The organism is Pantoea sp. Cy-640, from assembly GCF_011752635.1.
Classification (GTDB): domain Bacteria; phylum Pseudomonadota; class Gammaproteobacteria; order Enterobacterales; family Enterobacteriaceae; genus Pantoea; species Pantoea dispersa.
In genome coordinates, this window is record NZ_VWXB01000001.1 from 342,667 (window position 1) to 367,308 (window position 24,642).

Below are 24,642 nucleotides of genomic sequence, written 5' to 3' on the forward strand. Positions count from 1 at the left end.
GCGCGTTACTTCAGGTCCAGAGCGGCCATCACTGCTGCTACTTCTGCTACATCTGCGGCCGATAAGGGTAACAGGGGGCGAGGCAGACAGTCTGCTTCGGTCAGCCCCAGTATGCCTGCTGCCGCTGCGATCACGCGGATACTTCCGCCATGCTTACGGAACAAATCCCATAAAGGTTTCAGGCGGTTTGTTAAGGCCGTAACGCGTTCAGCGTCGTTAATGGCTGCGGCCTGCGTAATTTGTTTAGCGGTTTCCGGGAAGATACCGCCACAAACGGAATACCAGACTTCGCAACCGGCATTCAGCCCCAGCCCGGCACTGGCGTCACCACTAATACCCAGGGTCACGCCAGGACGAAGATGTTGTCGTAGTGCAGCGACGCGTTCAGCTGCAGCGATGGGGGTATCCGGTACTCCCGGAATTTTAATTGAGCGAATCCCTTTCAGTGACGACAGCTGCCCGAGCAGTTCGTCGGTAAAGCGGAAATGCGTGGTTCCGGGGTTGTCATAAACACAAACCGGTACTGAAGCATGGCGGGTAAGCGTCTCAAAGAGGGCATACACCTCTTCATTACGCAGCGGCTGGTAACTCATCGCCGGCAGCAGCAGCGCATCCGCGCCTGCGGACTGCGCATCTTCAGCCAGATGCAGTACGGCATCGGTGCTGATAGCACCCACGCAAACCATCACGGGAATCTCCCCGGCAACCTGACAGGCCAGCGTTGCGCTGCGTTTGCGCTGTTCCCTGCTCAGGTAAGCATAGCTGCCGGTTGAACCCAGAACACCCAAAGAATCGACACGGGCTGCCGTCAGGCGAGCCAGAATCTTCGTGAATCCCTGTTCATCGACACCACGCGCGCTGACAGGCGTTAACGGGAAAGCAGACAAGCCGGTGAACATGCAGAGTCTCCAGAACTGAGTTAAAGGTGTTACTCGCCGATGAGGGTGACGTTACACTGCCGTCCGGGCATCATTTCTTCAAGGCCGTCGGTCAGCATCTTTCCAGCTTCATGCAGCTGATCGGGCGGCATCTGCGGCAGACTTTCCAGAATAAACCACATGTGTTGCGCTTCAACGCTTAAGCGAGTCCTGATTCCCTGCCGCCAGTTCCAGCGACGGCAGGTTACGCCGGCATCATCACACCAGACGACTTCGCCAGGCGCAGGATATTCCACCGCCATAACCCCTTCTTTCATGGTATCAAAGGGTTCCGTGCCTGTTGCCACCGTCAGGCGAGGTGCGCCCTGGTACGCGGCAATATTTTCTCCCCCTACGGGCACGGCATAACGCAGACTGACAGCGTTATAAAGATCAACGACCGGATCGAGCGCGGGCAGGGTGCCATCGCGAAGCACGCGTTTGCGTAGCGCATCAGCAGAACAGGGCGTGCGTTTGGGTTTGGCACCAAATCTCTGAAACACATCGGCCCATGCGGCCAGATGGGATTCAGCCCAGGCGGGGGAATCTGACAGCACCGCCTCACAGGCCGCCTTCAGTGCCGTTACCCCGACGTGCGGATTCACGACAGGCGCTGCCTGTACACTGATGCTGAGTGCCCGAAAACCGGGGGCGATTTGATAGACTTCAGGGGAAATTGACGCAGATACGATTAACACGCGATAATCCTGTAATGACCATTTTATCTCATAATATCGACCAATGACCAAAAAAGTCAATTTAGTGACCTTCGCCGGCGCAGATGTCAACACGGTTAACGAAGCCGTATCCCTGCGGATTAAGCAGTTTCGTAAACAAAGAAAAATTTCTCTCGATGAGTTATCCCGCAAAGCCAGTGTCAGTAAGGGGATGCTGGTTGAGATAGAAGGGTGCAAGGCTAATCCCAGCATTGCGCTGCTATGCCGGCTTGCTGCTGCCATGGGCGTGTCCGTGGCGGATTTTGTTGATGTCAGCGCCAGGCCTGATGTGCACATCATCGCTGATACGGACATCCCCGAACTCTGGACAGGAGACAAAGGGGGAAGCGCCAGGCTGCTGGCCGGCTCGGGTGGACCCGATATGCTTGAGCTGTGGCTGTGGGAAATGCGGCCAGGCGAAAAGTTTGAATCACCCGGGCATACCTCAGGCACGCTGGAGCTACTGCACGTAAAATCCGGAACCCTCACGTTTGGCGTGAAAGAGAGCGTATTTCAGGTAACGGCGGGATCCTCCGTTACAGCCAAAACCGATGTTCCACATTTCTACGCAAACCAGGGAGAAAACACGCTGAACTTTATCATGACGGTGAATGAAAAAGCGTCATAAACGTTTTTCAATGGACGGCCAAAGAAGCCCTGATTTTTGCGCCAATAATCATCCTTATTGATGTCGGCACCTTTTAAGGGCGGGGCAAATCTAGCCCCACCTTAAAGGCAGCGATTATCGCGGCTTCTATTTTCTCCGGGGACGTGATCGGTGCAAAGCGTTTCAGCGGCTGGCCGTCGCGTCCGATGAGAAACTTGGTGAAATTCCACTTAATCCGTCCGCCCAGCACGCCGGGTAGTTCCGCTTTCAGATAGCGAAATATCGGGTGCGCTGCGCTGCCGTTAACCTCGACTTTGCCGAACATCGGGAAGCTCACCCCGTAATTAACATGACAGGTTTGTGATATGTCATCAGCATTTCCCGGTTCCTGCTTACCGAATTGATTGCAGGGATAGCCAAGCACCACCAGACCCTGCGCGGCATATTTCTGATAGAGCGCTTCAAGGCCGGCGTACTGGGGCGTGAAGCCGCAATGACTGGCGGTATTCACCACCAGAACCACCTTGCCTTCATAATCGGCCATAGAGACAGGTTGACCGGTCAGGCTGGTGGCCGAAAACTGATAAAAAGGGGTCATGTCAGTGTCCTCAAAACAGCACAGGTTCGATGTTGATGTTGCCACGCGGGCCCAATAGCGGGCTTCATAGCCTGGCGCATACAGCATAACTTTCTGCGCGCCGTTGTCACAATAACACTGACATATAACCTTGCAGACAGAGCCTGATCGCCGGCACAAAACTCTGTCTGCCAGTCTCACTCAGACGCCTCTGCCAGCAGTGCCGCCTGCACAGCTGGGCGCGCATTGATCCGTGCCATATACGCTATTAGCGCAGGCCAGCGATTCAGCGTAATGGAAAAAAACTTACACCAGCGCAGCACAGTGAAAAGGTAAGCATCGGCGACGCTAAAAGACGCGCCTGTCAGATAGGCTTGTTGCTCCATCGTCGCCTGCAGGAAATCGAACCGGCGGAATAACTTTTCACGCAGCAGCGCGCTGACGTCTTCAGGCAGGCCGGGATTGAACAGCAGTGCGGAACCGGCGTGTATTTCACTGCTGATGAAGTTCAGCCACTCCTGCAATCGCACCCTCGCCCAGCTCCTCGCTTCGGGGGCCAGTCCGCTTGCCGGTTTTAAATCGGCGAGATACTGCACAATCGCCGGGCCTTCCGTGAGTATCTGCCCATTTTCCAGCTCAAGTGCAGCGACATAACCTTTAGGATTGATCGCGAGGAAATCCCGGCCATCCGCCGTGAGCTTGCTGCGGTTGTCCACTTTAACCCGTTCAAATTCCAGTCCGAGTTCGCGCAGCACGATATGCGGTGAAAGCGAGCACGTATCAGGAGCGTAATAAAGTTTCATCTTCTCTCCGTTAAAATGACGTCGTGTTTCGCCAGGTGCGGCGATAAACAGAGTGTGCTTAAGCGACATCACGCTGTAAAATTAATGCTTCATAAATTAACTATTAGCTGAGCTACTGATAATCATGATGAATCTTTTGCACTGGCGCTTATTGCTCGCGGTGGCTGATGCCAGCAACATCTCGCGCGCCGCTGAACAGGTCGGCATGACGCAGTCCGGTGCCAGCCAGGCGATTGCCCAACTGGAAGCTTCGCTAGGATTCCCGGTATTCACGCGTGAACGTCGTCATATCGGTGTCACGGCGCTGGGTGAGCAGGTTGTTGAACATGCCCGGCGTATGCTGGCGCAGCTGCACGCCATTCGCGAGCTGGCTGATGAGCAGCGAGGCCTGAAGGGAGGGCGCGTTCGCCTGGCCAGTTTTCCCTCGGTGACGTCCACACTGCTGCCCGCATTGCTTCGGGAATTCAAACGCCTGCATCCAGGCATTGAGGTGGTGGTGCTGGAAGGCACGGACGACGAAGTGGAGGCGTGGCTGGCGGCGGATACAGTTGAACTGGGGGTAGTGATGAATCCTGCCGGCGGGCGTGCAGAGGTTATCGTGGGGCAGGACGCATGGGTGGCGGTGGTGCCAGCCAGCCATCCGCTGGCACGCAACGCCAGGTCCGGCGGTGTCACGCTGCAGCAACTGGCCGTTCAACCCTTCATTCTCGCCACTGGCGGCTGTGCGGTTAATGGAAAAAGTCTGATGGAACAGGCGGGCCTGCGCCTTACCGACATTCGTGTGAACGTGCGCGACTGGATCAGCGCCTGTTTACTGGTGTGTGAAGGCATGGGGGTGACGCTGGTGCCTGAATCGGCGCTCCCTGCGGTGTTGCAGGGAGGCTGTGTGGTGCCGCTGGACCCGGCGATTCACCGTCAGTTTGGACTGGTGTGTTCGCCATCCGGTCAGTCTTCTGTTGCCGCGCAGTCACTGCTGACTACGCTGCGTAAAGAAAGATAAGCGGCGCTCTGGAGGTCACTTTATTTGCTGGCTAACCGTCAGTTTCATAATGAAGGGCCTCGCCGCAATCTGTCAACCGCATGAAAACCGGGAGGTTAATAAAAATCCGTGGCATCCATGTGTTATGCCATCATGGCGCAATGACCGCCGACATCTGCTTCAACACTTCGTCACGTGCTCTCAGGCCAGCATTCGGCGTTAACACCTGTTCATCCTGAATCAGTTTGGCAAAAACAATTTTTTTGCTGCCTTTGGTCGCCCAGCCGACATACCAGCCATAGGCATGGTGCGGATCGTATTGATTATTTTTCCCCGGTGAGCCGGTTCCTGTTTTGCCGTGCACCGTCCAGCCCTTAACGCTGACGTCGTAGCGGGTGATATTATCTGTCATGTCATAGGCATGCTTGTTTACGCGCAACTCACGGTTAACGACTTTCCTTAAAAAGCCAATCTGCTGAACCGGTGAGATCTGCAGGGATGACATAACCCACACCCCATTCTGACCGGGGGCGCTGACGTCAACGGCGGAAACATCTTCGTTTCCGTAACCAAACGCCTTTACATAGTCTTCAAAGCGATGTTGCCCAATCTTTTTAACAACCTGCTGCGAATACCAGAAGACCGAATATTTTAGCCACGCCGTGGGATCGACTTTATTCATCCAGTTTTTACCGCCCCAGTCCGGGTATCCTTGTTGGTAATCCCAGGCGGGTTCCTTTTCATTTTTCAGCACGCCGGCATCAAATCCCATCAGGCTGATGGCTATTTTAAAGGTGGATGCGGGTGTGACTTCTCTACTGCAGTCGTTGCCACTCTCCAGCAGGACTTTGCCTGATTCAGCGTCAACAATCAGGGTGCACAGATTTTTGGCGAATGCCTGCTGTGAAAATAATATTGCAGCAACAGAGGCCATAACGGCCAGACGGGTTTTCATTGATGATTGAATCCAAAGTTAAATGCTAACGTAATTTACACCCTGAGAAAGGGCACTGAACGCGGTCTGGCCGTGCATCAAGAGACTGGTCACGCCACATCCCTTTATCATCTGCAAACTATCGCGTCCGGTGTGCTTATTAATAACCCTGAGCAGGGGTAAATAAAAACGATTTAATCTGCGCCTGTTTTTTAGGAAAACTAAACGATGCGAAGCCGTATTTCCGGATGACAAACGGCGCGAAAAAGACGCTATTACGATCTGCACACCTGCGGCATTTTTCGTCTCGATGGCGATATAAGCGGTAATTAATGGGATGTAGTCCTGCGCCTACATAACCGGTAAGCACATCCGATGGTCAGAGATATTAATGCATGACAAGCTTATCCTCAGTTCACGGCAATCCTCTGCCAGGCATAATGAGAATGTATTTTCAGGAGTGGTTATGCAGCCGGTTAAACGTTGGCAACGCGATATCTGTCATTTAAATACCCGGGCGTTAACCTGGGTGGCGGCGGGCGCATTTTGCGCGGGCTGCTGGTTATTGATCAGCGTGCTGCTGCTAACCCTGTAACGCGTAGCCAGTGCGAAGAGAATTAGCGTCAGCCGGAAGGGAGTCCGCACCAGGGCGTCAGGGATGAAATTTTTGTAGTGGTTGGGGGCGCGTTGCCCCCTTTTTTTTGCCTGCAGACAGGGGTAATGCAATGCGCAGCCCGTGCGATTACGGCCCGAGACGCAGCGTTTCGGCGCGTTTTGCTGTCTCGTAAACGTATTGCAGCATCGGTTCTAAATCGGCATCCGGTCCGGCGCTGATAATTTTGCCGCGCAGCCATTCAATTTCACTGGTGATATCAGGATGAAAGATGGTGTTGTTTTGCGCGTTGCGTAACCACTTCAGCAAAAAGTTATTTTTCCCGCGTACGCCGCCGGACTTCTTGCTGTTCACATAGAGTTTTAACGCAACCAGAATGCAGTAATAGAAATGGACGCGCTGACTATAATTCTGCAACATCTCTTGGCTCTTCATCTGCCGTTTTTCACGCCCGCCAGTGTGCATTGATGTGAAAAGCAGGTCAAACACAATTGGCCGCGCGCCTGTCACAATTGCGAGCGCAACCAACATTTTAAGAATTTCTTTAGCAGCTGATAAATTGCGCCCGCCAGCAGCTGGATGCTTTACCGGGCAGAATAGCCTGTGATTATTTGTTAATAATCACAAAAAAGCACAGCCGTATCTGATAATTAGATAGATCCGATTCTCTAAATGAATTTCCCCTCCGCATCGCCATCTGCAACTCTGTTCTCCGCGCTGGCCACCCTTGCGTTTTACCGGCCGGTGAAATTTTTATTTGCATCAACATGGCTGTCATAAACAGGAGGTGAATTATGACAAAACCTGCTCTGGCGTTCGCTGCGGCCTTACTGGCGCTCAATGCCACCGCATCCGTTGCGGCTCAGCCGCATCACGTTTATACCAATAAAGATTTCTATAAAAATGGCGTCTTCCAGAAAGAGGTGGCGAAAGATGCAATAGCGCAACTGCTCGCTTCTTACGGTCATACGCTGACGCCGGCCATGCGCCAGCAGCTGTGGGTCAATGATTTCGGGCTGGGCGATTATCAGCATGTTGGCCTGGCCAGCATCACCTGGGTCAATAATCTGGATTACGGTTATTACGCCATGACCATGTATCTGCTGCCGAATCAGATGATTCCGGAGCATCGACACATGCCGATTAGCGCGCCGCCGGCACGTCCGGCAAAACATGAATCGTGGCGCGTTCTCGATGGCTGGGTATATAACTTCTCAGAAATTGGCGCCGCATCAGCGGATATTCCGCCGACGCCGAAAAGTTTTGGTCCGGTGCAAAGCCACAATGTCGTCATTCAGCATCAGGGCGAAACGCTGTCGCTGAAAAAACTGGAGAGTTATCATTTCCTGATGGCCAACAGTAAAGGGGCGATTGTGGATGAATATGGCAACTGGCAGGATCGCCGCGGTTGGTTCAGCTCCAATCCTAAAGTCGCCCCTACGCCGTAAACCGTGCCCCATAATAAATAGTTGATGTGATTTCCCTGTAGCCACCGGAGGCGTTCGCGCCTCCTTTTTAATTAATGCTCTTTACCGGGATGCGCAGCGAGCCGCTCAGCCGCGGCGATTTACCCGGTGCAGACGAATACCACGCTGTTTCATCTCCTCAACGGCAGCACAGGGGCAATCGTCATCGGTGATCACGCCGTCCAGCTGCTGCAGCTTACACACGGAATACACGCTGTAACGACCATATTTGCTGCTGTCAGCCACCAGATAACGCTGCGCTGAGGCGGCCAGCACCGCCTGATTCACCAGCAAGGTGTCTTCGTCGGGTGTCGAGAGGCCGTGCGTGACATCCCACGCGCTGGCGCTGAGGAAAGCCAGATCAATATTGAACGCGGCAAGGGCGGTCGCCGCCATGGCACCCACGCTGGCAATATGCCGTTTATCGACTTTGCCACCCGTATGAAATAGCGTGATGTGGCTGTGACGCATCAGCCAGGCGGCAATCGTAAAGTCGTTAGTCAGCACGGTGAGACTTGCCTGATCGCCTAACGCACGCGCAATTTCATAGCTGGTGGTACCGGCATCGAGGTAGACCACCTGGCCATCCTGTACCAGCGATGCGGCATAACGGCCAAGGCTTTGTTTGGCGTGCACGTTCAGCTGTGCCTTATCCACATACGGCAATGCCTGATGGACCACGGCAGGCAACCTGGCGCCGCCGTGTATGCCAACCACCAGGCCGGCATCCTGCAGGAATTTAATATCGCGGCGGATGGTCATCGCCGACACCGCCATCAGCGTGGCCAGTTCGTGAATGGTGGCCGATCGTTTCGCAAACAGGTAGCGATAAATAGCGTCTTTTCGGTCTTCGGGCAGCATGATGAGCTCGGGGTTAAAAGTGACGTTTTGCCTGCCATGCCACGCGCGCATAGCGTCCGGTACGGCAGCTTCGCTATGATAGCTCATCTGAAGTTGAATCAGATTCAACGTGGCAATGAGTCAGGAGATACGAAAATGCCCGCCCTGCAACGTAATGAACTGGCCGATCTGAATGTTTTTCTGCTGATTTGCCGGCGCAAGAGTTTCCGCCTCGCCGCGCTGGAACTGGGGGTCACCACGTCGGCCATCAGCCACACGTTGCGCAGTCTTGAAGCGCGTCTTGGCGTGCGCCTGCTCAATCGCACCAGCCGGGCGGTGGTGCCGACGGACGCCGGTGCCGCTTTTTTGCGCCATCTGGAAACCGGCTTTGCGCAGATTGAGCTGGCGCTGAACGATCTGCACCTGTATCGCGAATCACCCAGCGGCCGCCTGCGGCTGAACATCCCGCGTGATGCCGGGCAGTTGCTGTTTCGGCCGATCCTGGCGCGCTTTATGGCGACCTATCCGGAGCTCAGTCTGGAAATTACGGTGGATAACAATCTGGTGGATATCATCGGCAGCGGCTATGACGCCGGGATTCGCTACGGCGCCAGCGTACCGAAAGATATGATCGCCATGCCGCTGACGCCCAAACTGCGCTGGATCGTGGTGGCGTCACCCGATTACCTGCGCGACGCGCCGCCGCTGCAGCATCCGGACGATCTGCGCAACCATCGCTGTATTCGCATGCGCCTTGGCAATGGCACGCTGTATAAGTGGCCGCTGGCGCAGGGCAAGGTGGCGTATGAGGTCGATGTGCCGGGCACGCTGACGCTCAATGAGAGCGACATGATTATTGATGCGGTCGCCGGCGGTTACGGTCTCGGCTACTGCCCGGAGCGCTACGTACAGGCGCAGCTGGCGAGCGGGCAGCTGGTGCGCGTGCTGACGGACTGGTGCAGCGAAGACGAACCGCTGGTGATGTATTACCCCGACCGTCGCCAGCTGCACCCGGGTTTACGCCGGCTGATTGAGATGATCCGCGCCGAAACGATGCGCTAACGCTGGACGCGTGCGGCGTAAATAATAAACGTCACCACGCCAAAAATTTCCAGCTCCTCCTCTTCACGCAGCCGGATGGGCTGATAGCGCGGATTCATCGGCATCAGCTGTACGCAGGGATGCGTCTGCAGCCGCTTGACGGTGAACTCGCCGTTAATGGCGGCGATCACGATGTCGTCGTGCCGGGCATTGAGTGAGCTGTCGACCACCAGCAGATCACCTTCGCGGATATTGGCATCGCGCATCGAGTCGCCTTCGACGCGCACAAAATAGGTGGCGCTCGGGCGGGTCACCAGCAGCTCATTGAGATCAATCTGGCGCTCAATGTAGTCCTGAGCGGGCGAGGGGAAACCGCCGTGCACCGCGTCAAGGAATAGCGGGCGGGAGCGCGAAGGCGGTGAAAGCTGTGGCAAAAAGAAACGCGTCATAGCGAATATTCCATAGATACTGTTTTTATATACAGTATCAGGCGATTTTTGCTATGATCAAGTCTGCCCGCGGTAAAAAAAGCGAAGCGTATGAAAAACAGCAGAATTCAGTTTTTTGCCGCGCAAACCGCTGAAAAGTGCACTCTTCGCTAAGCACTCTGTGCGCCCGTCTGGCGAAACTTCAATTGTTGTCTACACTTAATGTTGCCGATGTTCGTAGTGCGGTTGCAGTGTTGATGAAAATTTCGTTTAGTTCTGGAGCGTTACCCTTTCGATTCCCGTGTTTACGGAAAAACCTCCTCACTTCCTGCCTGCCTGCGAACAGACTGCCCGTTTACGTTCAGATACAGGAGGAGACGTGACCCCTGCGGTTAATGAGAACAGCACCCTGCCGTCGCTAAGTGGCGGACTTTACGCCTTCTTTTTTGATGTTGACGGCACGCTGGCCGCGCTTCAGTCGCAGCCCGAGTCGGTTTCCATCCCCGCATCGGTGCGCCAGCATCTGCAACAAATTTCTAATTTAAGTCACGGCGCGCTGGCGCTGGTTTCCGGCCGTCCGATCAGCCAGCTGGATGAGCTGGTCGCGCCGCTGGAAGCCCCGGCAGCGGGCGTGCATGGCGCTGAGCGCCGCGATGCCAGCGGACATCTGCATCGTCAGTCGCTGCCCGATGAGGTGGCGCAAACGCTGCAGGTTGAACTGCAGCAGACGCTTGACCAGTGGCCCGGTACGCTGCTGGAAGTGAAAGGCATGGCCTTTGCGCTGCACTACCGCAACGCGCCAGAGTATGAAAACGCCATCATGCAGCTGGCCGAAGAGGCGGTAGCCCGCTTTCCGGCGCTGGCGCTGCAGCCAGGTAAGTGTGTGGTGGAACTGAAACCGCAGGGCATCGATAAAGGTGCTGCGGTACGCGAATTTATGCAGGAAGCGCCATTTACCGGTCGCATTCCGGTATTTGTGGGCGACGATCTGACCGATGAGAAAGGCTTTCTTGCAGTCAATGCCATGCACGGCATCTCGGTCAAGGTCGGTGAAGGTCCAAGCCAGGCGCGCTATCGTCTGCCCGATGTGGCAGCGGTCTGGCACTGGCTGGAACAACTATTATTACAACTAGAACATGACAACGTCGGTAAGGAGTTTAGGTTATGAGTCGTTTAGTCGTCGTATCTAACCGTATCGCTATTCCTGATGGAAGCAAAACCAACGCAGGCGGTCTCGCCGTCGGCATTCTGGATGCGCTGCAGACCACCGGAGGATTGTGGTTTGGCTGGAACGGAGAGATCAGTGAGTTTTCCGGTGAAGAAGATGAGGAACTTACCCAGATCGAACAAGACGGCATTACCTATGCCTCATTCCCCCTCAATCAAAACGATTACGATCAGTACTACTGCCAGTTTTCGAATACGGTGATCTGGCCCGCGTTTCACTATCGCCTCGATCTGGTGCAGTATCAGCGTGAAGCCTGGGAAGGCTACTGCCGCGTGAATACCCTGCTGGCGCAGCGGCTGAAACCGCTGATCAAGCCGGACGATATCCTGTGGATCCACGATTACCACCTGCTGCCGTTTGCCGCTGAACTGCGTAAACAGGGCATCAATAACCGAATCGGATTCTTTCTGCATATCCCGTTCCCGACGCCGGAAATTTTCAATGCGCTGCCGCCGCATCAGGAACTGCTGGAAATGCTGTGTGAATACGATCTGCTGGGTTTCCAGACAGAATCCGATCGCGTAGCGTTTCTCGACAGCCTGAGCCAGCTGACGCAGCTGCAGAATAAAGGCGAGAAGAAGCATCGCGCCTTTGGCAACACCTTTATGACCGAGGTTTACCCCATCGGTATCGAGCCGGACAGCATTAAAGAGATGGCAGAAGGGCCGCTGCCACCGAAGATGGCCGCGATGAAGCGTGAGCTGGGCGATTTGCAGAACATTATCGCCTGTGAGCGTCTCGACTATTCCAAAGGCTTGCCGGAGCGTTTCCTTGCCTACGAAGCGCTGCTGGAAAACTTCCCGCAGCATCGCGGCAAAATCCGTTACTCACAGATTGCGCCGACCTCGCGCGGCGACGTGCAGGCCTATCAGGATATTCGTCACCAGCTGGAGACAGAAGCGGGGCGCATTAACGGTAAATACGGCACGCTGGGCTGGACGCCGCTCTTCTATCTCAACCAGCATTTTGATCGCCGCCTGCTGATGAAGATTTTCCGCCTGACCGACGTGGGGCTGGTTACGCCGCTGCGTGACGGCATGAACCTGGTGGCGAAAGAGTATGTCGCGGCGCAGGATCCGGACGATCCGGGCGTGCTGGTGCTGTCGCGCTTTGCCGGAGCGGCTAACGAGCTGACTTCTGCGCTAATCGTTAACCCGTACGATCGTGATGATGTGGCGGCGGCGCTGGACCGCGCACTGACCATGCCGCGCACCGAGCGTATCTCGCGCTATAACGACATGATGGCCGTACTGCGTAAGCAGGACATTTCGCACTGGCGCGAAAGCTTCCTGAAAGATCTGAACACGTTGCCGGCACGCAGCGCCAGCCACGGTAGCGATAACAAGGTCGCGACGTTTCAGAAGCTGGCGTAATTAGCCCCGCAAGGCGCGATGTTCCCCTCAGGCAATGCCTCTCCCGTACGCGGGAGAGGTATCCGTCAGATGACGCAGGCAGGATCGTGCTGCGTAGCGTTTTCACGCGACACCCTCACCGGATGAAATCGATTTCATTTTGTTAAGCGCTAACCCGCTGACCCGGCACCAAAAAACGCACGAATTGGTTAAAATTAAGCCAGTTAAGCACTGAAACGCTGAATTTTTCCTTCCGACCCTAAAGATTTGGCTGGCCAGGCCGATAGTTCTAATACATCAGTGTGTTAGTTAGTCAATTCATTCATATCGCTAATGTAACGTGCTGTTACATCCCTTGTGACTCGCTAAACCCTCCCTACAAACTCTTTACACACCACAAGCGCGCTGCATCCACTCTTCACGCTTCGCTAGCACAGCGCCATTAGTCCTGCGTGGCAATATTCCCTGTAAGTGATTAATTTAAAAGCGAATAATTACAGCCATTTTTGGTGTTTTATGCTGCTTTTTTGGTTTGTTTCGGGGGCTTGTCTTTGCCTAAAGCCAACGTAGCAGATAAAAGATCGTCCCATGGCGGCGATCTGCGACACACTTCAAAATTCAGACTTTTCCTGTGAAATATTAGCGAAACGTTTCAAAATCGCTCAAAAAAAGAACAACAGAAAAGCATTACTGAAGCTTCACTTGAAAAATTTGCCTTAAAAGTGTGACGTAGATCACACTTTATCTAAAATTTCATACCAATCACGTTGTATGTCGAAATCAGACGATATAGATTTGCCTTGTTTTCGGATTAGTCTTAAAAAACTGTAAGCAGACGTCACGGAAGATGGTTACAACTCAAGAAAAGATTGGCCTGGAGTTTTGACTACTACTGATCAATATCCCGGTGGGAAGTGAAACAGTTCAGTACGCGTTGGCTTATGCCTGATTATTTTTTGCCATCTTTAGATTTACCAACCAGCAACCCGAACCATAGAACACTTAATTCTGTGGCCGTATATATGTCGCGTCTATCAGGATGGAAAAAAATGGGTACATCAGAATTACTAAAACACATATATGACATCAATCTGTCATATTTATTGCTTGCACAGCGTTTGATAAACCAGGAAAAAGCTTCAGCAATGTTTCGTTTAGGTATCGATGAGCCAATGGCGGATGCATTGCAGCAATTGACTTTACCTGAGATGGTAAAATTAGCGGAAACCAATCAACTGGTTTGCCAGTTCCGCTTTACCGATCACAATCTTATTAACCGTTTAACGCAGGAATCACGTGTGGATGATTTGCAGCAAATCCACACCGGTATTTTATTATCCAGCCGTTTATTGCGCAGCGCATCGAAAGATGATGCCTCTGCTAAAAAGAGGGCGGTATAATGACCGAAAAAAGTATCGTTCAGGAAGCGCGTGATATTCAGCTGGCAATGGAGCTGATTACATTGGGCGCACGACTGCAGATGCTGGAAAGTGAAACCCAGCTGAGCCGCGGTCGCCTGATAAAACTGTACAAAGAGCTGCGTGGTGCACCCCCACCGAAAGGCATGCTGCCATTCTCTACCGACTGGTTCATGACCTGGGAACAAAATATTCATGCGTCGATGTTCTGCAACGCCTGGCAGTTTCTGCTGAAAACCCGGCTGAGCAGTGGCGTAGAGGCGGTTATCAAAGCGTATCGCCTGTATCTTGAGCAGTGTCCGCAATCGGACGAGGGCCCGCTGTTGGCGCTGACCCGCGCCTGGACCCTGGTGCGATTTGTTGAAAGTGGCATGCTGGAATTGTCTGACTGTAAATGCTGTGGCGGAAGCTTCATCAACCACGCGCATCAGCCGCCGGGCAGCTTTGTTTGCAGCCTGTGCCAGCCGCCATCACGTGCCGTAAAAAGACGTAAACTTTCTGCAGATTCTGCCGATACCTTTCCACAACTGCTGGATGAACAGGTTAAACGCGCCGTTTAAGTTTGTTCGCATCGTGGAAAGCATCCAGCAGCGGTTAATACCGCTGCTTTTTTTTGCCCACACCCTGTGAATAACACCTGCGGCTCTCTGGCTTAACTTCCACCAACACGTTACGGACGTAAGGATGTTTTTGTGCTGATTATTGTGGGTTATATCGTAGTCCTCGGTTCCGTGCTGGGCGGTTACATGATGGTAGGCGGCCATCTGGGCGCGCTTTACCAGCCGTCGGAGTTGCTGATTATTGGCGGCGCCGGCATTGGTGCGTTTCTGGTGGGCAACAACGGCAAATCGATTAAAAAGACGCTAAAAGCGCTGCCCTTGTTAATGCGCGGCTCAAAATATAACAAAGCCGTATACATGGATTTAATGGCACTGCTGTATCGCCTGATGGCGAAATCACGTCAGCAGGGCATGCTGTCGCTGGAACGCGATATTGAAGATCCCAGCCAGAGCGAAATTTTCGCTAACTATCCGCGTATTTTGTCCGATAAACCTTTAGTGGATTTTATTACCGACTATTTACGTCTGATGGTGAGCGGAAATATGAATGCTTTCGAGATCGAAGCCCTGATGGATGAAGAGATCGAAACCTATGAACACGAGTGCGAAGTACCAGCACAAAGCTTAGCGGCGGTCGGTGATGGCCTGCCGGCGTTTGGTATCGTCGCCGCGGTAATGGGCGTGGTGCACGCGCTGGCCTCCGCGGACCGCCCGGCGGCAGAACTGGGCGCACTGATTGCGCACGCCATGGTGGGAACCTTCCTCGGTATTCTGCTGGCTTACGGCTTCATTTCGCCGCTGGCATCCGTGCTGCGCCAGAAGTGCGCGGAAACCACCAAGATGATGCAGTGCGTCAAAGTCACGCTGCTCTCCAGCCTGAACGGTTATGCGCCGCAGATCGCCGTCGAGTTTGGTCGTAAAACCCTGTATTCCACCGAGCGTCCGTCCTTTACCGAGCTGGAAGAGCACGTGCGTAACGCGAAAAACCCGGCTAAGCAGACTTCGGATACGCCTTCATGAAGCACGGTAATCGCCCGATTGTGCTGGTCAAACGGCGCAAACATAAAAAGCATGAAGGCAGCCATGGCTCATGGAAGATTGCCTATGCCGACTTTATGACGGCGATGATGGCGTTCTTCATGGTGATGTGGCTGATCTCGATCGCCAATCCGCAGGAGCTGGTGCAGATTGCCGAATATTTTAAAACGCCGCTCAAGGTCGCCCTGACCGGCGGTCAGCGTAGCAGCGACAGCGAAAGTCCGATTCCCGGCGGCGGCGATGATCCGACGCAGAAGAAAGGCGAAGTGCAAAAACAGGTCGATATGGATGCGCAAAAGCGCCAGCTGGATGACATTCGCCTGAACCGGTTGCGTGAAAAACTCGACCAGCTGATTGAGGCCGATCCGCGCCTGAAAGCGCTGCGTCCGCATCTGATCATCAACATGGTGGAAGAGGGGCTGCGCATTCAGATTATCGATAGCCAGAACCGCCCGATGTTTAAAACCGGCAGCGCGGAAGTGGAGCCGTACATGCGCGATATCCTGCGCGCCATTGCGCCGCTGCTGAATGATATTCCTAACAAAATCAGTTTGTCCGGCCATACCGATGACTTCCAGTACGCCAGCGGCGATCGCGGCTACAGCAACTGGGAACTGTCGGCGGATCGTGCCAATGCCTCACGCCGTGAGCTGGTGGCGGGCGGGCTGGACGGCGGCAAAATGCTGCGCGTGGTCGGCATGGCCGACACCATGAAACTGAAAAACCGCGGCGCCAACGACGCGGTGAACCGTCGTATCAGCCTGCTGGTGTTGAACCATGACACCGAAGCGGCGATTGAAAAAGAGAATGCCGAGAGCGATGCCGTTCAGGTGAGTGACCCGGCGCAGATTTTACCTAGCATTACCGCACCGGCTGGTCCGGCGGCGCCAACTGCCCCCACGGGTTCTACCGCAGCACCGGCCACACCGGCAGCCGCGGCGAATCCGCCGGCAGCGGCACCGCCCGCCGCCAGCGCGGTGACACCAGACCAACCCTCACAGCCGAGGTGATCCCGTGAGCATGGACATCAGCGATTTTTACCAGACGTTTTTTGATGAAGCCGATGAGCTGTTAGCGGATATGGAGCAACACCTGTTGGGACTGGATCCCCAGGAGCCCGATTCCGAGCAGTTGAATGCCATCTTCCGCGCCGCCCACTCCATTAAGGGCGGAGCCGGTACGTTTGGCTTTACGGTTTTACAGGAAACCACCCACATCTTGGAAAACATTCTGGATGGTGCGCGCCGTGGCGAAATGCAGCTCAGCACCGACATCATCAACCTGTTTTTGGAAACCAAAGATATTATGCAGGAACAGCTCGATGCCTATAAAACCGCGCAGGAGCCAAACGCAGAAAGCTTTAACTACATCTGTGAAGCCCTGCGCCAGCTGGCGCTGGAAGCCAAAGGAATAGCCCCGCAAGCCGCCGCACCGGTGGTGGCGCTCGCCGACGTGGCAGCACCTGCCGCGCCCGCCAGCAGCGGCCTGCGCCTGCAGCTGATCAATCTGAAAGAGAAAGAGCCGGATCTGCTGCTGGAAGAGCTGGGCAACCTCGGCACCCTGACCGATGTGGTGAAAGGCGCCAGCTCGCTGGAAGCCACCATCGACGGAGTCGGCAAAGACGATATCGTGGCGGTGCTGTGTTTCGTGATTGATGAAGCGCAGATTCAGTTCCCGCAGGACGCCGCACCCGCCGCCGTTGCCGCCGCGCCAGTCGCTGAGGCCGAAGCCGCAGCGCCGGTGCAGCAAACGGCGACCGTCACCGACATTACCCCGGCGGTGAAGCGTGAGAGCAAGCGTGCCGCCGCGCCCGCCAAAAGCAGCGAATCCAGCAGTATTCGCGTGGCGGTGGAAAAAGTTGACCAGCTGATCAACCTGGTCGGCGAGCTGGTGATTACCCAGTCAATGCTGGCGCAGCGCTCTGGTGCGCTGGATCCGGTGGCACATGGTGACCTGCTCAACAGCATGGGTCAGCTGGAGCGTAACGCCCGCGACCTGCAGGAATCGGTGATGTCGATTCGTATGATGCCGATGGAGTACGTGTTCAGCCGCTTCCCGCGTCTGGTGCGCGATCTGGCCAGCAAGCTGGGCAAAGAGGTTGAACTGACGCTGCTCGGCAGCTCAACCGAACTGGATAAGAGCCTGATTGAACGCATCATCGATCCGTTAACGCACCTGGTGCGTAACAGCCTCGACCACGGCATCGAAACCCCGGAAAAACGGCTGGCCGCCAGCAAAACGGCGGTCGGCAATCTGACGCTGTCCGCGGAACACCAGGGCGGCAACATCTGCATCGAAGTGATCGATGACGGTGCCGGCCTCAACCGTGAACGTATCCTGGCGAAAGCGCTCTCGTCCGGCCTGCCGGTCAGCGACAGCATGAGCGATGAAGAAGTCGGCATGTTGATCTTCGCGCCAGGCTTCTCGACCGCCGAACAGGTGACCGACGTATCAGGCCGCGGCGTCGGCATGGACGTGGTGAAACGTAATATCCAGGAGATGGGCGGTCACGTCGAAATCTCCTCGAAGCAGGGCAAAGGCACCACCATTCGCATTCTGCTGCCGCTGACGCTGGCGATCCTCGACGGGATGTCGGTGCGCGTGGCAGACGAAGTGTTCATCCTGCCGCTGAACGCGGTGATGGAGTCACTGCAGCCCACGGCTGAAGAGCTGAAACCGCTGGCCGGTGGCGAGCGCGTACTGGAAGTGCGCGGCGAGTACCTGCCGCTGGTTGAGCTGTGGAACGTGTTTGACGTGCAGAACGCCAAAACCGACGCCACGCAGGGCATCGTGGTGATCCTGCAGAGCGCAGGACGTCGCTATGCGCTGCTGGTCGATCAGCTGATTGGTCAGCATCAGGTGGTGGTGAAGAACCTGGAAAGCAACTACCGCAAAGTGCCGGGCATTTCCGCCGCCACCATCCTCGGCGATGGCAGCGTTGCGCTGATTGTCGACGTATCGGCACTGCAATCATTGAACCGTGAGAAGCGTGTGGCCGGTGCCGCAGCGTAACAGATAACGAAAGGGTAAAAAAATGACTGACATGGCAACCGTGACGAAAATCGCCGGCGAAACCGTCGGCCAGGAGTTCCTGGTTCTCACCCTCGGTGACGAAGAGTACGGCATCGATATCCTTAAAGTGCAGGAGATTCGTGGTTACGATCAGGTAACGCGAATCGCTAACACGCCGGAGTTCATCAAGGGCGTGACTAACCTGCGTGGCGTGATTGTGCCGATTATCGACCTGCGCGTGAAGTTCTCGCAGCCGGACGTGGAGTACAACGAAAACACCGTGGTGATCGTGCTGAATCTTGAGCATCGCGTGGTCGGCATCGTGGTGGATGGCGTGTCTGACGTGCTGTCGCTGACGCAGGATCAGATCCGTCCGGCACCGGAATTTGCCGTCACCATGTCGACCGAGTACCTCACCGGTCTCGGTGCGCTGGGCGAGCGTATGCTGATTCTGGTCGACATCGAAAAACTGCTGAGCAGTGAAGAGATGGCGCTGGTAGATACGCTGCGTAGCGCATAATCGTTCGCAGAGAGTCACGGGTCGCTGATGCGGCCCGTGACTATTACATTCTTTATTAAACCGTTATAAATCAATAGCAAAGCCCACAAATATTTCCTGCCCTCGCTCAATATTCCCGCCGCCAGGTCGATAACTGTATTGCACGATTTTTCTTCATTTCCCAGGGCAAACTATGTTTACGAAAATCCGCGTTGTGACCAGCCTGTTGCTGGTGTTGTTGGTGTTTGGCGTACTGCAGCTGGCTTCCGGCTCGCTGTTTTTTAAAGCGCTGAGTGACGACAAAAAAAGTTTCAATACCTCTCAGCTGGCGAGCAAAAACATTGCCGCCATCAATGATGCTTACATGAGCCTTAACCAAAGCCGCGTGATCCTGACGCGCATCCAGCTGCGTATTGCCACCAGTAAACTGACCGGCACCGAAGCTGACATCAGTACGCTGTTCGGGCAGAGCAGGACGTTCCAGCAGACGGCGCAGGACAAATTCACCCTGTTTAAAAACACGCCGGACACGCCGGGCCAGAACCTGCAGCTCAACCAGCAGCTGGAGCAGACCTATAAAGCTTACGCCAGCGCGCTGGCTGAGATGCAGCAGGTACTGCAGCACAACGATACCGCCGCAGCCGGCAAAGTACCGGTGGCTCCGACGCAAAGTGCCTTTCTGGAAAACTACACCCAATGGCGCGCCGATCAGGATCGTCTGACGGCGGCAGGCGTGGCGGCGAACAGTGCCGCTTACGAGCACATGATGTGGCTGCTGGGGCTGGTACTGGCGCTGGTGGTGGGCGTGATCGTGCTGTGCTGGTTCGGCCTGCGTAAGGTGCTGATTAAGCCGCTCAACGACAGCATCCAGCACATTGAACACATTGCGCAGGGCGATTTAACCCAGACCATCACTGTCGAAGGACGTAATGAAATGAGCCAGCTGGCGAGCAAGCTGCAGGAGATGCAGCAGGCACTGGTGCGCACCGTCAGCAACGTGCGCGACGGCTCGGACGCCATTTTTACCGGGGCCAGCGAAATCTCCGCCGGCAATAACGATCTCTCGGCGCGTACCGAACAGCAGGCGGCGTCGCTGGAGCAGACTGCGGCCAGCATGGAGCAGCTCACCGCCACGGTGAAGCAGAACGCCGAGAACGCGCGGCAGGCCTCGCAGCTGGCGCTCAGCGCATCGGAAACCGCGCAGAAAGGCGGAGAAGTGGTGGAAGGCGTGGTGCGCACCATGCACGATATTGCCGGCAGTTCGAAGAAGATTGCCGACATTACCAGCGTGATTGACGGTATCGCTTTCCAGACCAACATCCTTGCGCTCAACGCCGCTGTCGAAGCGGCGCGCGCCGGGGAACAGGGCCGCGGCTTCGCGGTGGTGGCCGGTGAAGTGCGCAACCTTGCCCAGCGCAGCGCGCAGGCGGCGAAGGAGATCAAAGGGCTGATTGAAGACTCGGTGCGTCGCGTTGACAGCGGCTCACAGCTGGTCGGCACGGCGGGCAATACCATGGGCGAAATCGTCAATGCGGTGACGCGCGTCACCGACATCATGGGCGAGATCGCTTCGGCGTCAGACGAGCAGAGTCGCGGTATCGATCAGGTCGGCCAGGCGGTGACCGAGATGGACCGCGTCACGCAGCAGAACGCCTCGCTGGTGGAAGAGTCGGCGGCGGCGGCGGCCTCGCTGGAGGAGCAGGCCAGCCGTCTCAGCCAGTCGGTGGCGGTGTTCCGCATTCCACGAGGCGCTCAGCCTGCCAGCAGCACGGGCGTGCGCCATCCGCAGATCGCCCCCCCGCAGGCCAGTGCGCCACGCAAAGCGCTGACCGCGCCGGTCAGCGACGCCAACTGGGAAACGTTCTAAGCTGAAACGGGAGCGGACAACGCGCCGCTCCCTCATCTCCTGCTTTCTTTACTTATAAAACGCTGTAAAAAAGCTTTAATTCAGCATTATCCCTCGTAAAGTCCGGTAAACCCTCTCAAATATTCAGCGCAGCGGTCGATAAACAGGGCGCAACCCCCCTTTTTGGAGACACTATGTTAAAACGAATCAACGTCGTCACCAGCCTGATCGCCGTCCTGCTGGTGTTCGGTGCTATGCAATTACTGTCCGGCGGGCTGTTCTGGTCGGCATTACAAAAAGATAAAGAGGCGTTTGCTGTGGCACAAACGTCAAGTAATAACGTCGCTGCCATGTCCGATGCCTGGATTGAACTCAATCAAACCCGTACCGTGCTCAACCGCGCCATGCTGCGCATGCAGGGCAGCATGGCGTCACAGACCAACGGCGGTCAGCTTAACGCACTGATCGCGCAGACGGAGAAACAGCTCGACACCGCGGCCGGCCACTATCAGCGTTATTACGATTTGCCAGCGACGCCAGGACTGTCTGATGCGCTGCGCGACCGGCTGGAAGCGGATTATGCCGCGTTCAATAACGGCCTGAAGGCGATGCTGGCCCGGCTGAAAGCCAACGATCTGCAGGGCATGTTTGATCAGAACATTGAAGCCAAACAGGTCAAAATGAAAGCCACCTATGAAGAGTGGCGCAGCGCGCAGAGTGCTTTAGCCGCTGAGGGCGTGGCGCAGAACCAGCGTGCCTTCCACACCATGATGTGGCTGCTGGCGATTGTCGCAGTGATGGTGATTGCGGTAATCGTCGCCTGCTGGTTTGGCCTGCGCACGGTGCTGATTCAGCCGCTGCATCAGTTGCTCGGTCACATTCGCCATATCGCCGCAGGCGATCTGACACAGACCATCACCGTTGAAGGGCGTAACGAAATGAGCCAGCTGGCCAGCAGTCTGCATGAGATGCAGCAGTCGCTGGTGCACACCGTCGGCAACGTACGTGACGGTTCGGACGCCATCTTTACCGGCGCCAGCGAAATCTCCGCCGGTAACAACGATCTCTCGGCGCGCACCGAGCAGCAGGCGGCGTCGCTGGAGCAGACCGCGGCCAGCATGGAGCAGCTCACCGCCACGGTGAAGCAGAACGCCGAGAACGCCCGACAGGCCTCGCAGCTGGCGCTCAGCGCGTCGGAGACCGCACGCAAAGGTGGCGACGTGGTCGAAGGCGTGGTGCGCACCATGCATGACATCGCCGGCAGTTCGAAGAAGATCGCGGATATCACCAGCGTGATCGACGGCATTGCCTTCCAGACCAACATCCTGGCGCTTAACGCGGCGGTCGAAGCGGCGCGCGCCGGTGAGCAGGGCCGTGGTTTTGCCGTGGTAGCGGGCGAGGTGCGTAACCTGGCGCAGCGCAGCGCGCAGGCGGCGAAGGAGATCAAAGGACTGATTGACGATTCGGTCAGCCGGGTTAATGCCGGTTCGCAGCTGGTCGGTACCGCGGGTGACACCATGCAGGATATCGTCGGTGCGGTGACGCGCGTGACTGACATCATGGGCGAAATCGCTTCGGCCTCGGATGAGCAGAGCCGTGGCATCGACCAGGTGGGCCAGGCGGTGACCGAGATGGACCGCGTCACGCAGCAGAACGCCTCGCTGGTAGAAGAGTCGGCCGCCGCCGCGGCCTCGCTGGAGGAGCAGGCCAGCCGCCTGAGCCAGTCGGTGTCGGTGTTCCGCATTCCGCGCGCGTCGGCAGCGGCCCCTGTGCGTCCTTCGCTGACCACGACACCGCCGGCGGTGCGTAAAGCCGCTACGGCCCCGGTGAGTGAAGGAAACTGGGAAACGTTTTAATCACTGCCTGAATCGTCCCCTCTCCCGCCGCAGGAGAGGGTCACGTGGCTGGCCCTTCCCCGGTTTGCTGCTGGTCTTACCCCTTTCACCTCACATAAAGATCCGCGCCTGCGCGCCGATAACACCAGCGATCCGCCAATTAATGAGGTGTTTATGTTTAGTCGTGTTCGAGTGGTATCCGGCCTGCTGTGCGTGCTGGCGTTATTTGCCTTACTGCAGCTGTTTTCCGGAGGAATGTTTTTTTCAACGGTGAAAGCCGATAAAGATAATTTTGCGTACAACCAACGTCTTAGCACCCTGCAGCGGGCGATGGGCACCTCATGGGTTTCGCTGGTACAGGCGCGTAACACGCTGAACCGTGCCGGTATCCGCTATCTGCTGGACAGTCAGCAGGCTGGCTCCGGTGCCACGGTAAAAGATCTGGTGGCGCTGGCCAATACGGAGCTGAAAACCGCCGATCAGAGCTTTGCCGAGTTCAACGCTAACCTGTCGGAAAAGGGCAAAAGCGCGGAGAACGTGCTGACGCTGCAGGCCAACTACAACGCGTTTCGCGGGGCGCTGGCCGAGCTGATTGATTTTCTCAGTGCCGGTAACTTTAAAGGCTTTGTCGATCAGCCAACGCAGGGTTTTCAGGACAAATTTGAAAAGGATTACAACGCCTGGCTCGCCTACAACATTGTGCTGGCAAAACAGGGTATTGACGCCAACGAGAGCGCTTACCAACACGCGATTATGCTGGTGGTCGGTACGCTGCTGGTGACGCTGCTGGTGATTGCGCTGGTGTGGAGCGGCATGCGTACGGCGCTGATCCGTCCGCTGCAGCAGAGCATTGAGCACATCCGCCATATTGCGCGCGGCGATCTGACGCAGCCGGTCGATCTCAGCGTGCGCAACGAAATGGGCGACCTGCTCAGTTCGCTGCAGCACATGCAGCAGGAGCTGGCGCGCACCGTACGCATCGTGCGCGACGGTTCGGACGCCATCTACACCGGCGCCAGCGAAATCGCCATGGGCAACAACGATCTCTCTTCGCGTACCGAACAGCAGGCAGCATCGCTGGAGCAGACCGCGGCCAGCATGGAGCAGTTGACCGCTACCGTGAAGCAGAACGCGGAAAACGCCCGTCAGGCGTCGCAGCTGGCGCTGAACGCGTCCGAAACGGCGCAGCAGGGCGGCAAAGTGGTCGATGGCGTGGTCAGCACCATGAAGGACATCGCCGGCAGCTCGAAGAAGATTGCCGATATCACCAGCGTGATTGACGGTATCGCCTTCCAGACCAATATCCTCGCGCTGAACGCTGCGGTGGAAGCGGCACGCGCCGGTGAGCAGGGGCGTGGTTTCGCCGTGGTCGCGGGCGAGGTGCGCAGTCTGGCCCAGCGCAGCGCGCAGGCGGCGAAGGAGATCAAAGGCCTGATTGAAGATTCGGTCAGCCGCGTCAATACCGGCTCGGTGCTGGTAGAGAGCGCGGGCGAAACCATGAGCGAGATCGTCAACGCGGTGACCCGCGTGACCGACATCATGGGCGAAATCGCCTCGGCTTCCGATGAGCAGAGCCGCGGTATCGACCAGGTTGGCCTGGCGGTGAACGAGATGGACCGCGTCACCCAGCAGAACGCCGCGCTGGTGGAAGAGTCCGCGACGGCGGCAGCGGCGCTGGAAGATCAGGCCAGCCGACTGAAACAGTCGGTGGCGGTGTTCAATATTGGTAAAGAATTTGTCGCCCAGGCCGTTAACGTAACTACAGCGCCAAAAAATGCGCGTCCGTCTGCACCGCAGGCGCTGGCGCAAGCGGCAGGAGCTCGTGGCGCTGACGATAACTGGGAAACCTTTTAACCCTTGTGGCCGCCGCAGGGCGGCCCGTGTGAATGGTGTGCACTGGCAGCACAGTAGCAACCGCAGTATCACAATTTAA

23 protein-coding genes are annotated in these 24,642 nt (G+C 56.1%); 15 read left to right on the top strand and 8 right to left on the bottom strand.

The window, feature by feature from the left end; all coding sequences use genetic code 11:
• Positions 1–5 precede the first annotated feature (5 nt).
• Positions 6–899, bottom strand: a complete 894-nt coding sequence (locus tag F3J36_RS01690) for a dihydrodipicolinate synthase family protein (protein WP_166718714.1) — start codon at positions 897–899, stop codon at positions 6–8.
• Positions 900–928: 29 nt separating this feature from the next.
• The gene (locus tag F3J36_RS01695; RefSeq protein WP_166718715.1) at positions 929–1,615 is read right to left on the bottom strand and encodes a B3/4 domain-containing protein; all 687 of its coding nucleotides are present in this window, start codon (positions 1,613–1,615) and stop codon (positions 929–931) included.
• 43 nt (positions 1,616–1,658) lie between these two features.
• On the opposite strand from F3J36_RS01695, the gene F3J36_RS01700 reads away from it, so the two are divergent.
• Positions 1,659–2,261, top strand: a complete 603-nt coding sequence (locus tag F3J36_RS01700; RefSeq protein WP_166718716.1) for an XRE family transcriptional regulator — start codon at positions 1,659–1,661, stop codon at positions 2,259–2,261.
• A gap of 73 nt (positions 2,262–2,334) precedes the next feature.
• On the opposite strand, the gene F3J36_RS01705 is transcribed toward F3J36_RS01700, so the two are convergent.
• Both F3J36_RS01705 and gstA read right to left on the bottom strand, forming a co-directional pair.
• Positions 2,335–2,838: a glutathione peroxidase gene (locus tag F3J36_RS01705; RefSeq protein ID WP_166719114.1), complete on the bottom strand. Its 504-nt coding sequence runs from the start codon at positions 2,836–2,838 to the stop codon at positions 2,335–2,337.
• Positions 2,839–3,014: 176 nt separating this feature from the next.
• Positions 3,015–3,620: a glutathione transferase GstA gene (gstA, locus tag F3J36_RS01710; protein ID WP_166718717.1), complete on the bottom strand. Its 606-nt coding sequence runs from the start codon at positions 3,618–3,620 to the stop codon at positions 3,015–3,017.
• Between the two features lie 124 nt (positions 3,621–3,744).
• Here gstA and F3J36_RS01715 point away from each other — a divergent pair, with 124 nt between their 5' ends.
• Positions 3,745–4,620 (top strand): LysR family transcriptional regulator, encoded by an 876-nt coding sequence (locus F3J36_RS01715; RefSeq protein ID WP_211072801.1) that lies wholly within the window; start codon positions 3,745–3,747, stop codon positions 4,618–4,620.
• Positions 4,621–4,750: 130 nt separating this feature from the next.
• Here F3J36_RS01715 and blaOXA read toward each other — a convergent pair whose 3' ends face one another.
• Positions 4,751–5,554 carry a class D beta-lactamase gene (blaOXA, locus tag F3J36_RS01720; RefSeq protein WP_166718718.1) on the bottom strand — a complete coding sequence of 268 codons (804 nt, stop codon included), beginning with the start codon at positions 5,552–5,554 and terminating at the stop codon, positions 4,751–4,753.
• Between the two features lie 721 nt (positions 5,555–6,275).
• The gene (locus tag F3J36_RS01725) at positions 6,276–6,566 is read right to left on the bottom strand and encodes a hypothetical protein (protein WP_031279201.1); all 291 of its coding nucleotides are present in this window, start codon (positions 6,564–6,566) and stop codon (positions 6,276–6,278) included.
• Between the two features lie 374 nt (positions 6,567–6,940).
• On the opposite strand from F3J36_RS01725, the gene F3J36_RS01730 reads away from it, so the two are divergent.
• Positions 6,941–7,594, top strand: coding sequence for a hypothetical protein (locus F3J36_RS01730; protein ID WP_058769674.1), 654 nt, complete (start codon positions 6,941–6,943; stop codon positions 7,592–7,594).
• A 105-nt stretch (positions 7,595–7,699) separates the two neighbouring features.
• On the opposite strand, the gene F3J36_RS01735 is transcribed toward F3J36_RS01730, so the two are convergent.
• Positions 7,700–8,473 (bottom strand): DeoR/GlpR family DNA-binding transcription regulator, encoded by a 774-nt coding sequence (locus F3J36_RS01735; RefSeq protein WP_166718719.1) that lies wholly within the window; start codon positions 8,471–8,473, stop codon positions 7,700–7,702.
• A 135-nt stretch (positions 8,474–8,608) separates the two neighbouring features.
• Here F3J36_RS01735 and F3J36_RS01740 point away from each other — a divergent pair, with 135 nt between their 5' ends.
• Positions 8,609–9,514, top strand: a complete 906-nt coding sequence (locus F3J36_RS01740; RefSeq protein WP_058769675.1) for a LysR family transcriptional regulator — start codon at positions 8,609–8,611, stop codon at positions 9,512–9,514.
• Here the strand turns inward: F3J36_RS01740 and umuD are convergent.
• Positions 9,511–9,942, bottom strand: coding sequence for a translesion error-prone DNA polymerase V autoproteolytic subunit (umuD, locus tag F3J36_RS01745; RefSeq protein WP_021506286.1), 432 nt, complete (start codon positions 9,940–9,942; stop codon positions 9,511–9,513). The genes F3J36_RS01740 and umuD overlap by 4 nt on opposite strands.
• Positions 9,943–10,300: 358 nt before the next feature.
• Between umuD and otsB the strand changes: the two genes are divergently transcribed.
• The 11 genes from otsB (at position 10,301) to F3J36_RS01800 (ending at position 24,563) form a co-directional block, all read left to right on the top strand.
• A complete protein-coding gene (gene otsB / locus F3J36_RS01750) occupies positions 10,301–11,089 on the top strand; it encodes a trehalose-phosphatase (RefSeq protein ID WP_166718720.1) in 789 nt (262 codons plus the stop codon).
• Positions 11,086–12,522: an alpha,alpha-trehalose-phosphate synthase gene (gene otsA / locus F3J36_RS01755; RefSeq protein ID WP_058757657.1), complete on the top strand. Its 1,437-nt coding sequence runs from the start codon at positions 11,086–11,088 to the stop codon at positions 12,520–12,522. The genes otsB and otsA overlap by 4 nt, the downstream gene beginning before the upstream one ends.
• 1,028 nt (positions 12,523–13,550) lie before the next feature.
• Positions 13,551–13,901, top strand: a complete 351-nt coding sequence (flhD, locus tag F3J36_RS01760; RefSeq protein WP_058769677.1) for a flagellar transcriptional regulator FlhD — start codon at positions 13,551–13,553, stop codon at positions 13,899–13,901.
• Positions 13,901–14,479, top strand: coding sequence for a flagellar transcriptional regulator FlhC (flhC, locus tag F3J36_RS01765; protein ID WP_021506282.1), 579 nt, complete (start codon positions 13,901–13,903; stop codon positions 14,477–14,479). Before flhD ends, flhC begins: the two co-directional genes overlap by 1 nt.
• A gap of 132 nt (positions 14,480–14,611) precedes the next feature.
• Positions 14,612–15,499: a flagellar motor stator protein MotA gene (motA, locus tag F3J36_RS01770; protein ID WP_021506281.1), complete on the top strand. Its 888-nt coding sequence runs from the start codon at positions 14,612–14,614 to the stop codon at positions 15,497–15,499.
• Positions 15,496–16,527: a flagellar motor protein MotB gene (gene motB, locus F3J36_RS01775; protein WP_021506280.1), complete on the top strand. Its 1,032-nt coding sequence runs from the start codon at positions 15,496–15,498 to the stop codon at positions 16,525–16,527. Before motA ends, motB begins: the two co-directional genes overlap by 4 nt.
• 10 nt (positions 16,528–16,537) lie before the next feature.
• Positions 16,538–18,529, top strand: a complete 1,992-nt coding sequence (gene cheA / locus F3J36_RS01780; protein ID WP_168714941.1) for a chemotaxis protein CheA — start codon at positions 16,538–16,540, stop codon at positions 18,527–18,529.
• A 22-nt stretch (positions 18,530–18,551) separates the two neighbouring features.
• Positions 18,552–19,049: a chemotaxis protein CheW gene (gene cheW / locus F3J36_RS01785; RefSeq protein ID WP_166718721.1), complete on the top strand. Its 498-nt coding sequence runs from the start codon at positions 18,552–18,554 to the stop codon at positions 19,047–19,049.
• A gap of 172 nt (positions 19,050–19,221) precedes the next feature.
• Complete coding sequence (locus F3J36_RS01790; RefSeq protein WP_166718722.1) at positions 19,222–20,895, top strand: methyl-accepting chemotaxis protein; 1,674 nt, start codon at positions 19,222–19,224, stop codon at positions 20,893–20,895.
• 173 nt (positions 20,896–21,068) lie between these two features.
• Positions 21,069–22,730 carry a methyl-accepting chemotaxis protein gene (locus F3J36_RS01795; protein WP_166718723.1) on the top strand — a complete coding sequence of 554 codons (1,662 nt, stop codon included), beginning with the start codon at positions 21,069–21,071 and terminating at the stop codon, positions 22,728–22,730.
• Between the two features lie 153 nt (positions 22,731–22,883).
• The gene (locus tag F3J36_RS01800; RefSeq protein ID WP_166718724.1) at positions 22,884–24,563 is read left to right on the top strand and encodes a methyl-accepting chemotaxis protein; all 1,680 of its coding nucleotides are present in this window, start codon (positions 22,884–22,886) and stop codon (positions 24,561–24,563) included.
• The last annotated feature ends 79 nt before the right edge of the window (positions 24,564–24,642 follow it).

What these genes read in the sequence shown, in the direction of transcription:
- F3J36_RS01690 (WP_166718714.1), bottom strand. Translation starts at nt 899, where the DNA reads ATGTTCACCGGCTTGTCTGCTTTCCCGTTAACGCCTGTCAGCGCGCGT.
- F3J36_RS01700 (WP_166718716.1), top strand. Translation starts at nt 1,659, where the DNA reads ATGACCAAAAAAGTCAATTTAGTGACCTTCGCCGGCGCAGATGTCAAC.
- F3J36_RS01705 (WP_166719114.1), bottom strand. Translation starts at nt 2,838, where the DNA reads ATGACCCCTTTTTATCAGTTTTCGGCCACCAGCCTGACCGGTCAACCT.
- gstA (WP_166718717.1), bottom strand. Translation starts at nt 3,620, where the DNA reads ATGAAACTTTATTACGCTCCTGATACGTGCTCGCTTTCACCGCATATC.
- F3J36_RS01715 (WP_211072801.1), top strand. Translation starts at nt 3,745, where the DNA reads ATGATGAATCTTTTGCACTGGCGCTTATTGCTCGCGGTGGCTGATGCC.
- blaOXA (WP_166718718.1), bottom strand. Translation starts at nt 5,554, where the DNA reads ATGAAAACCCGTCTGGCCGTTATGGCCTCTGTTGCTGCAATATTATTT.
- F3J36_RS01725 (WP_031279201.1), bottom strand. Translation starts at nt 6,566, where the DNA reads ATGTTGCAGAATTATAGTCAGCGCGTCCATTTCTATTACTGCATTCTG.
- F3J36_RS01730 (WP_058769674.1), top strand. Translation starts at nt 6,941, where the DNA reads ATGACAAAACCTGCTCTGGCGTTCGCTGCGGCCTTACTGGCGCTCAAT.
- F3J36_RS01735 (WP_166718719.1), bottom strand. Translation starts at nt 8,473, where the DNA reads ATGCTGCCCGAAGACCGAAAAGACGCTATTTATCGCTACCTGTTTGCG.
- F3J36_RS01740 (WP_058769675.1), top strand. Translation starts at nt 8,609, where the DNA reads ATGCCCGCCCTGCAACGTAATGAACTGGCCGATCTGAATGTTTTTCTG.
- umuD (WP_021506286.1), bottom strand. Translation starts at nt 9,942, where the DNA reads ATGACGCGTTTCTTTTTGCCACAGCTTTCACCGCCTTCGCGCTCCCGC.
- otsA (WP_058757657.1), top strand. Translation starts at nt 11,086, where the DNA reads ATGAGTCGTTTAGTCGTCGTATCTAACCGTATCGCTATTCCTGATGGA.
- flhD (WP_058769677.1), top strand. Translation starts at nt 13,551, where the DNA reads ATGGGTACATCAGAATTACTAAAACACATATATGACATCAATCTGTCA.
- flhC (WP_021506282.1), top strand. Translation starts at nt 13,901, where the DNA reads ATGACCGAAAAAAGTATCGTTCAGGAAGCGCGTGATATTCAGCTGGCA.
- motB (WP_021506280.1), top strand. Translation starts at nt 15,496, where the DNA reads ATGAAGCACGGTAATCGCCCGATTGTGCTGGTCAAACGGCGCAAACAT.
- cheA (WP_168714941.1), top strand. Translation starts at nt 16,538, where the DNA reads ATGGACATCAGCGATTTTTACCAGACGTTTTTTGATGAAGCCGATGAG.
- cheW (WP_166718721.1), top strand. Translation starts at nt 18,552, where the DNA reads ATGACTGACATGGCAACCGTGACGAAAATCGCCGGCGAAACCGTCGGC.
- F3J36_RS01790 (WP_166718722.1), top strand. Translation starts at nt 19,222, where the DNA reads ATGTTTACGAAAATCCGCGTTGTGACCAGCCTGTTGCTGGTGTTGTTG.
- F3J36_RS01795 (WP_166718723.1), top strand. Translation starts at nt 21,069, where the DNA reads ATGTTAAAACGAATCAACGTCGTCACCAGCCTGATCGCCGTCCTGCTG.
- F3J36_RS01800 (WP_166718724.1), top strand. Translation starts at nt 22,884, where the DNA reads ATGTTTAGTCGTGTTCGAGTGGTATCCGGCCTGCTGTGCGTGCTGGCG.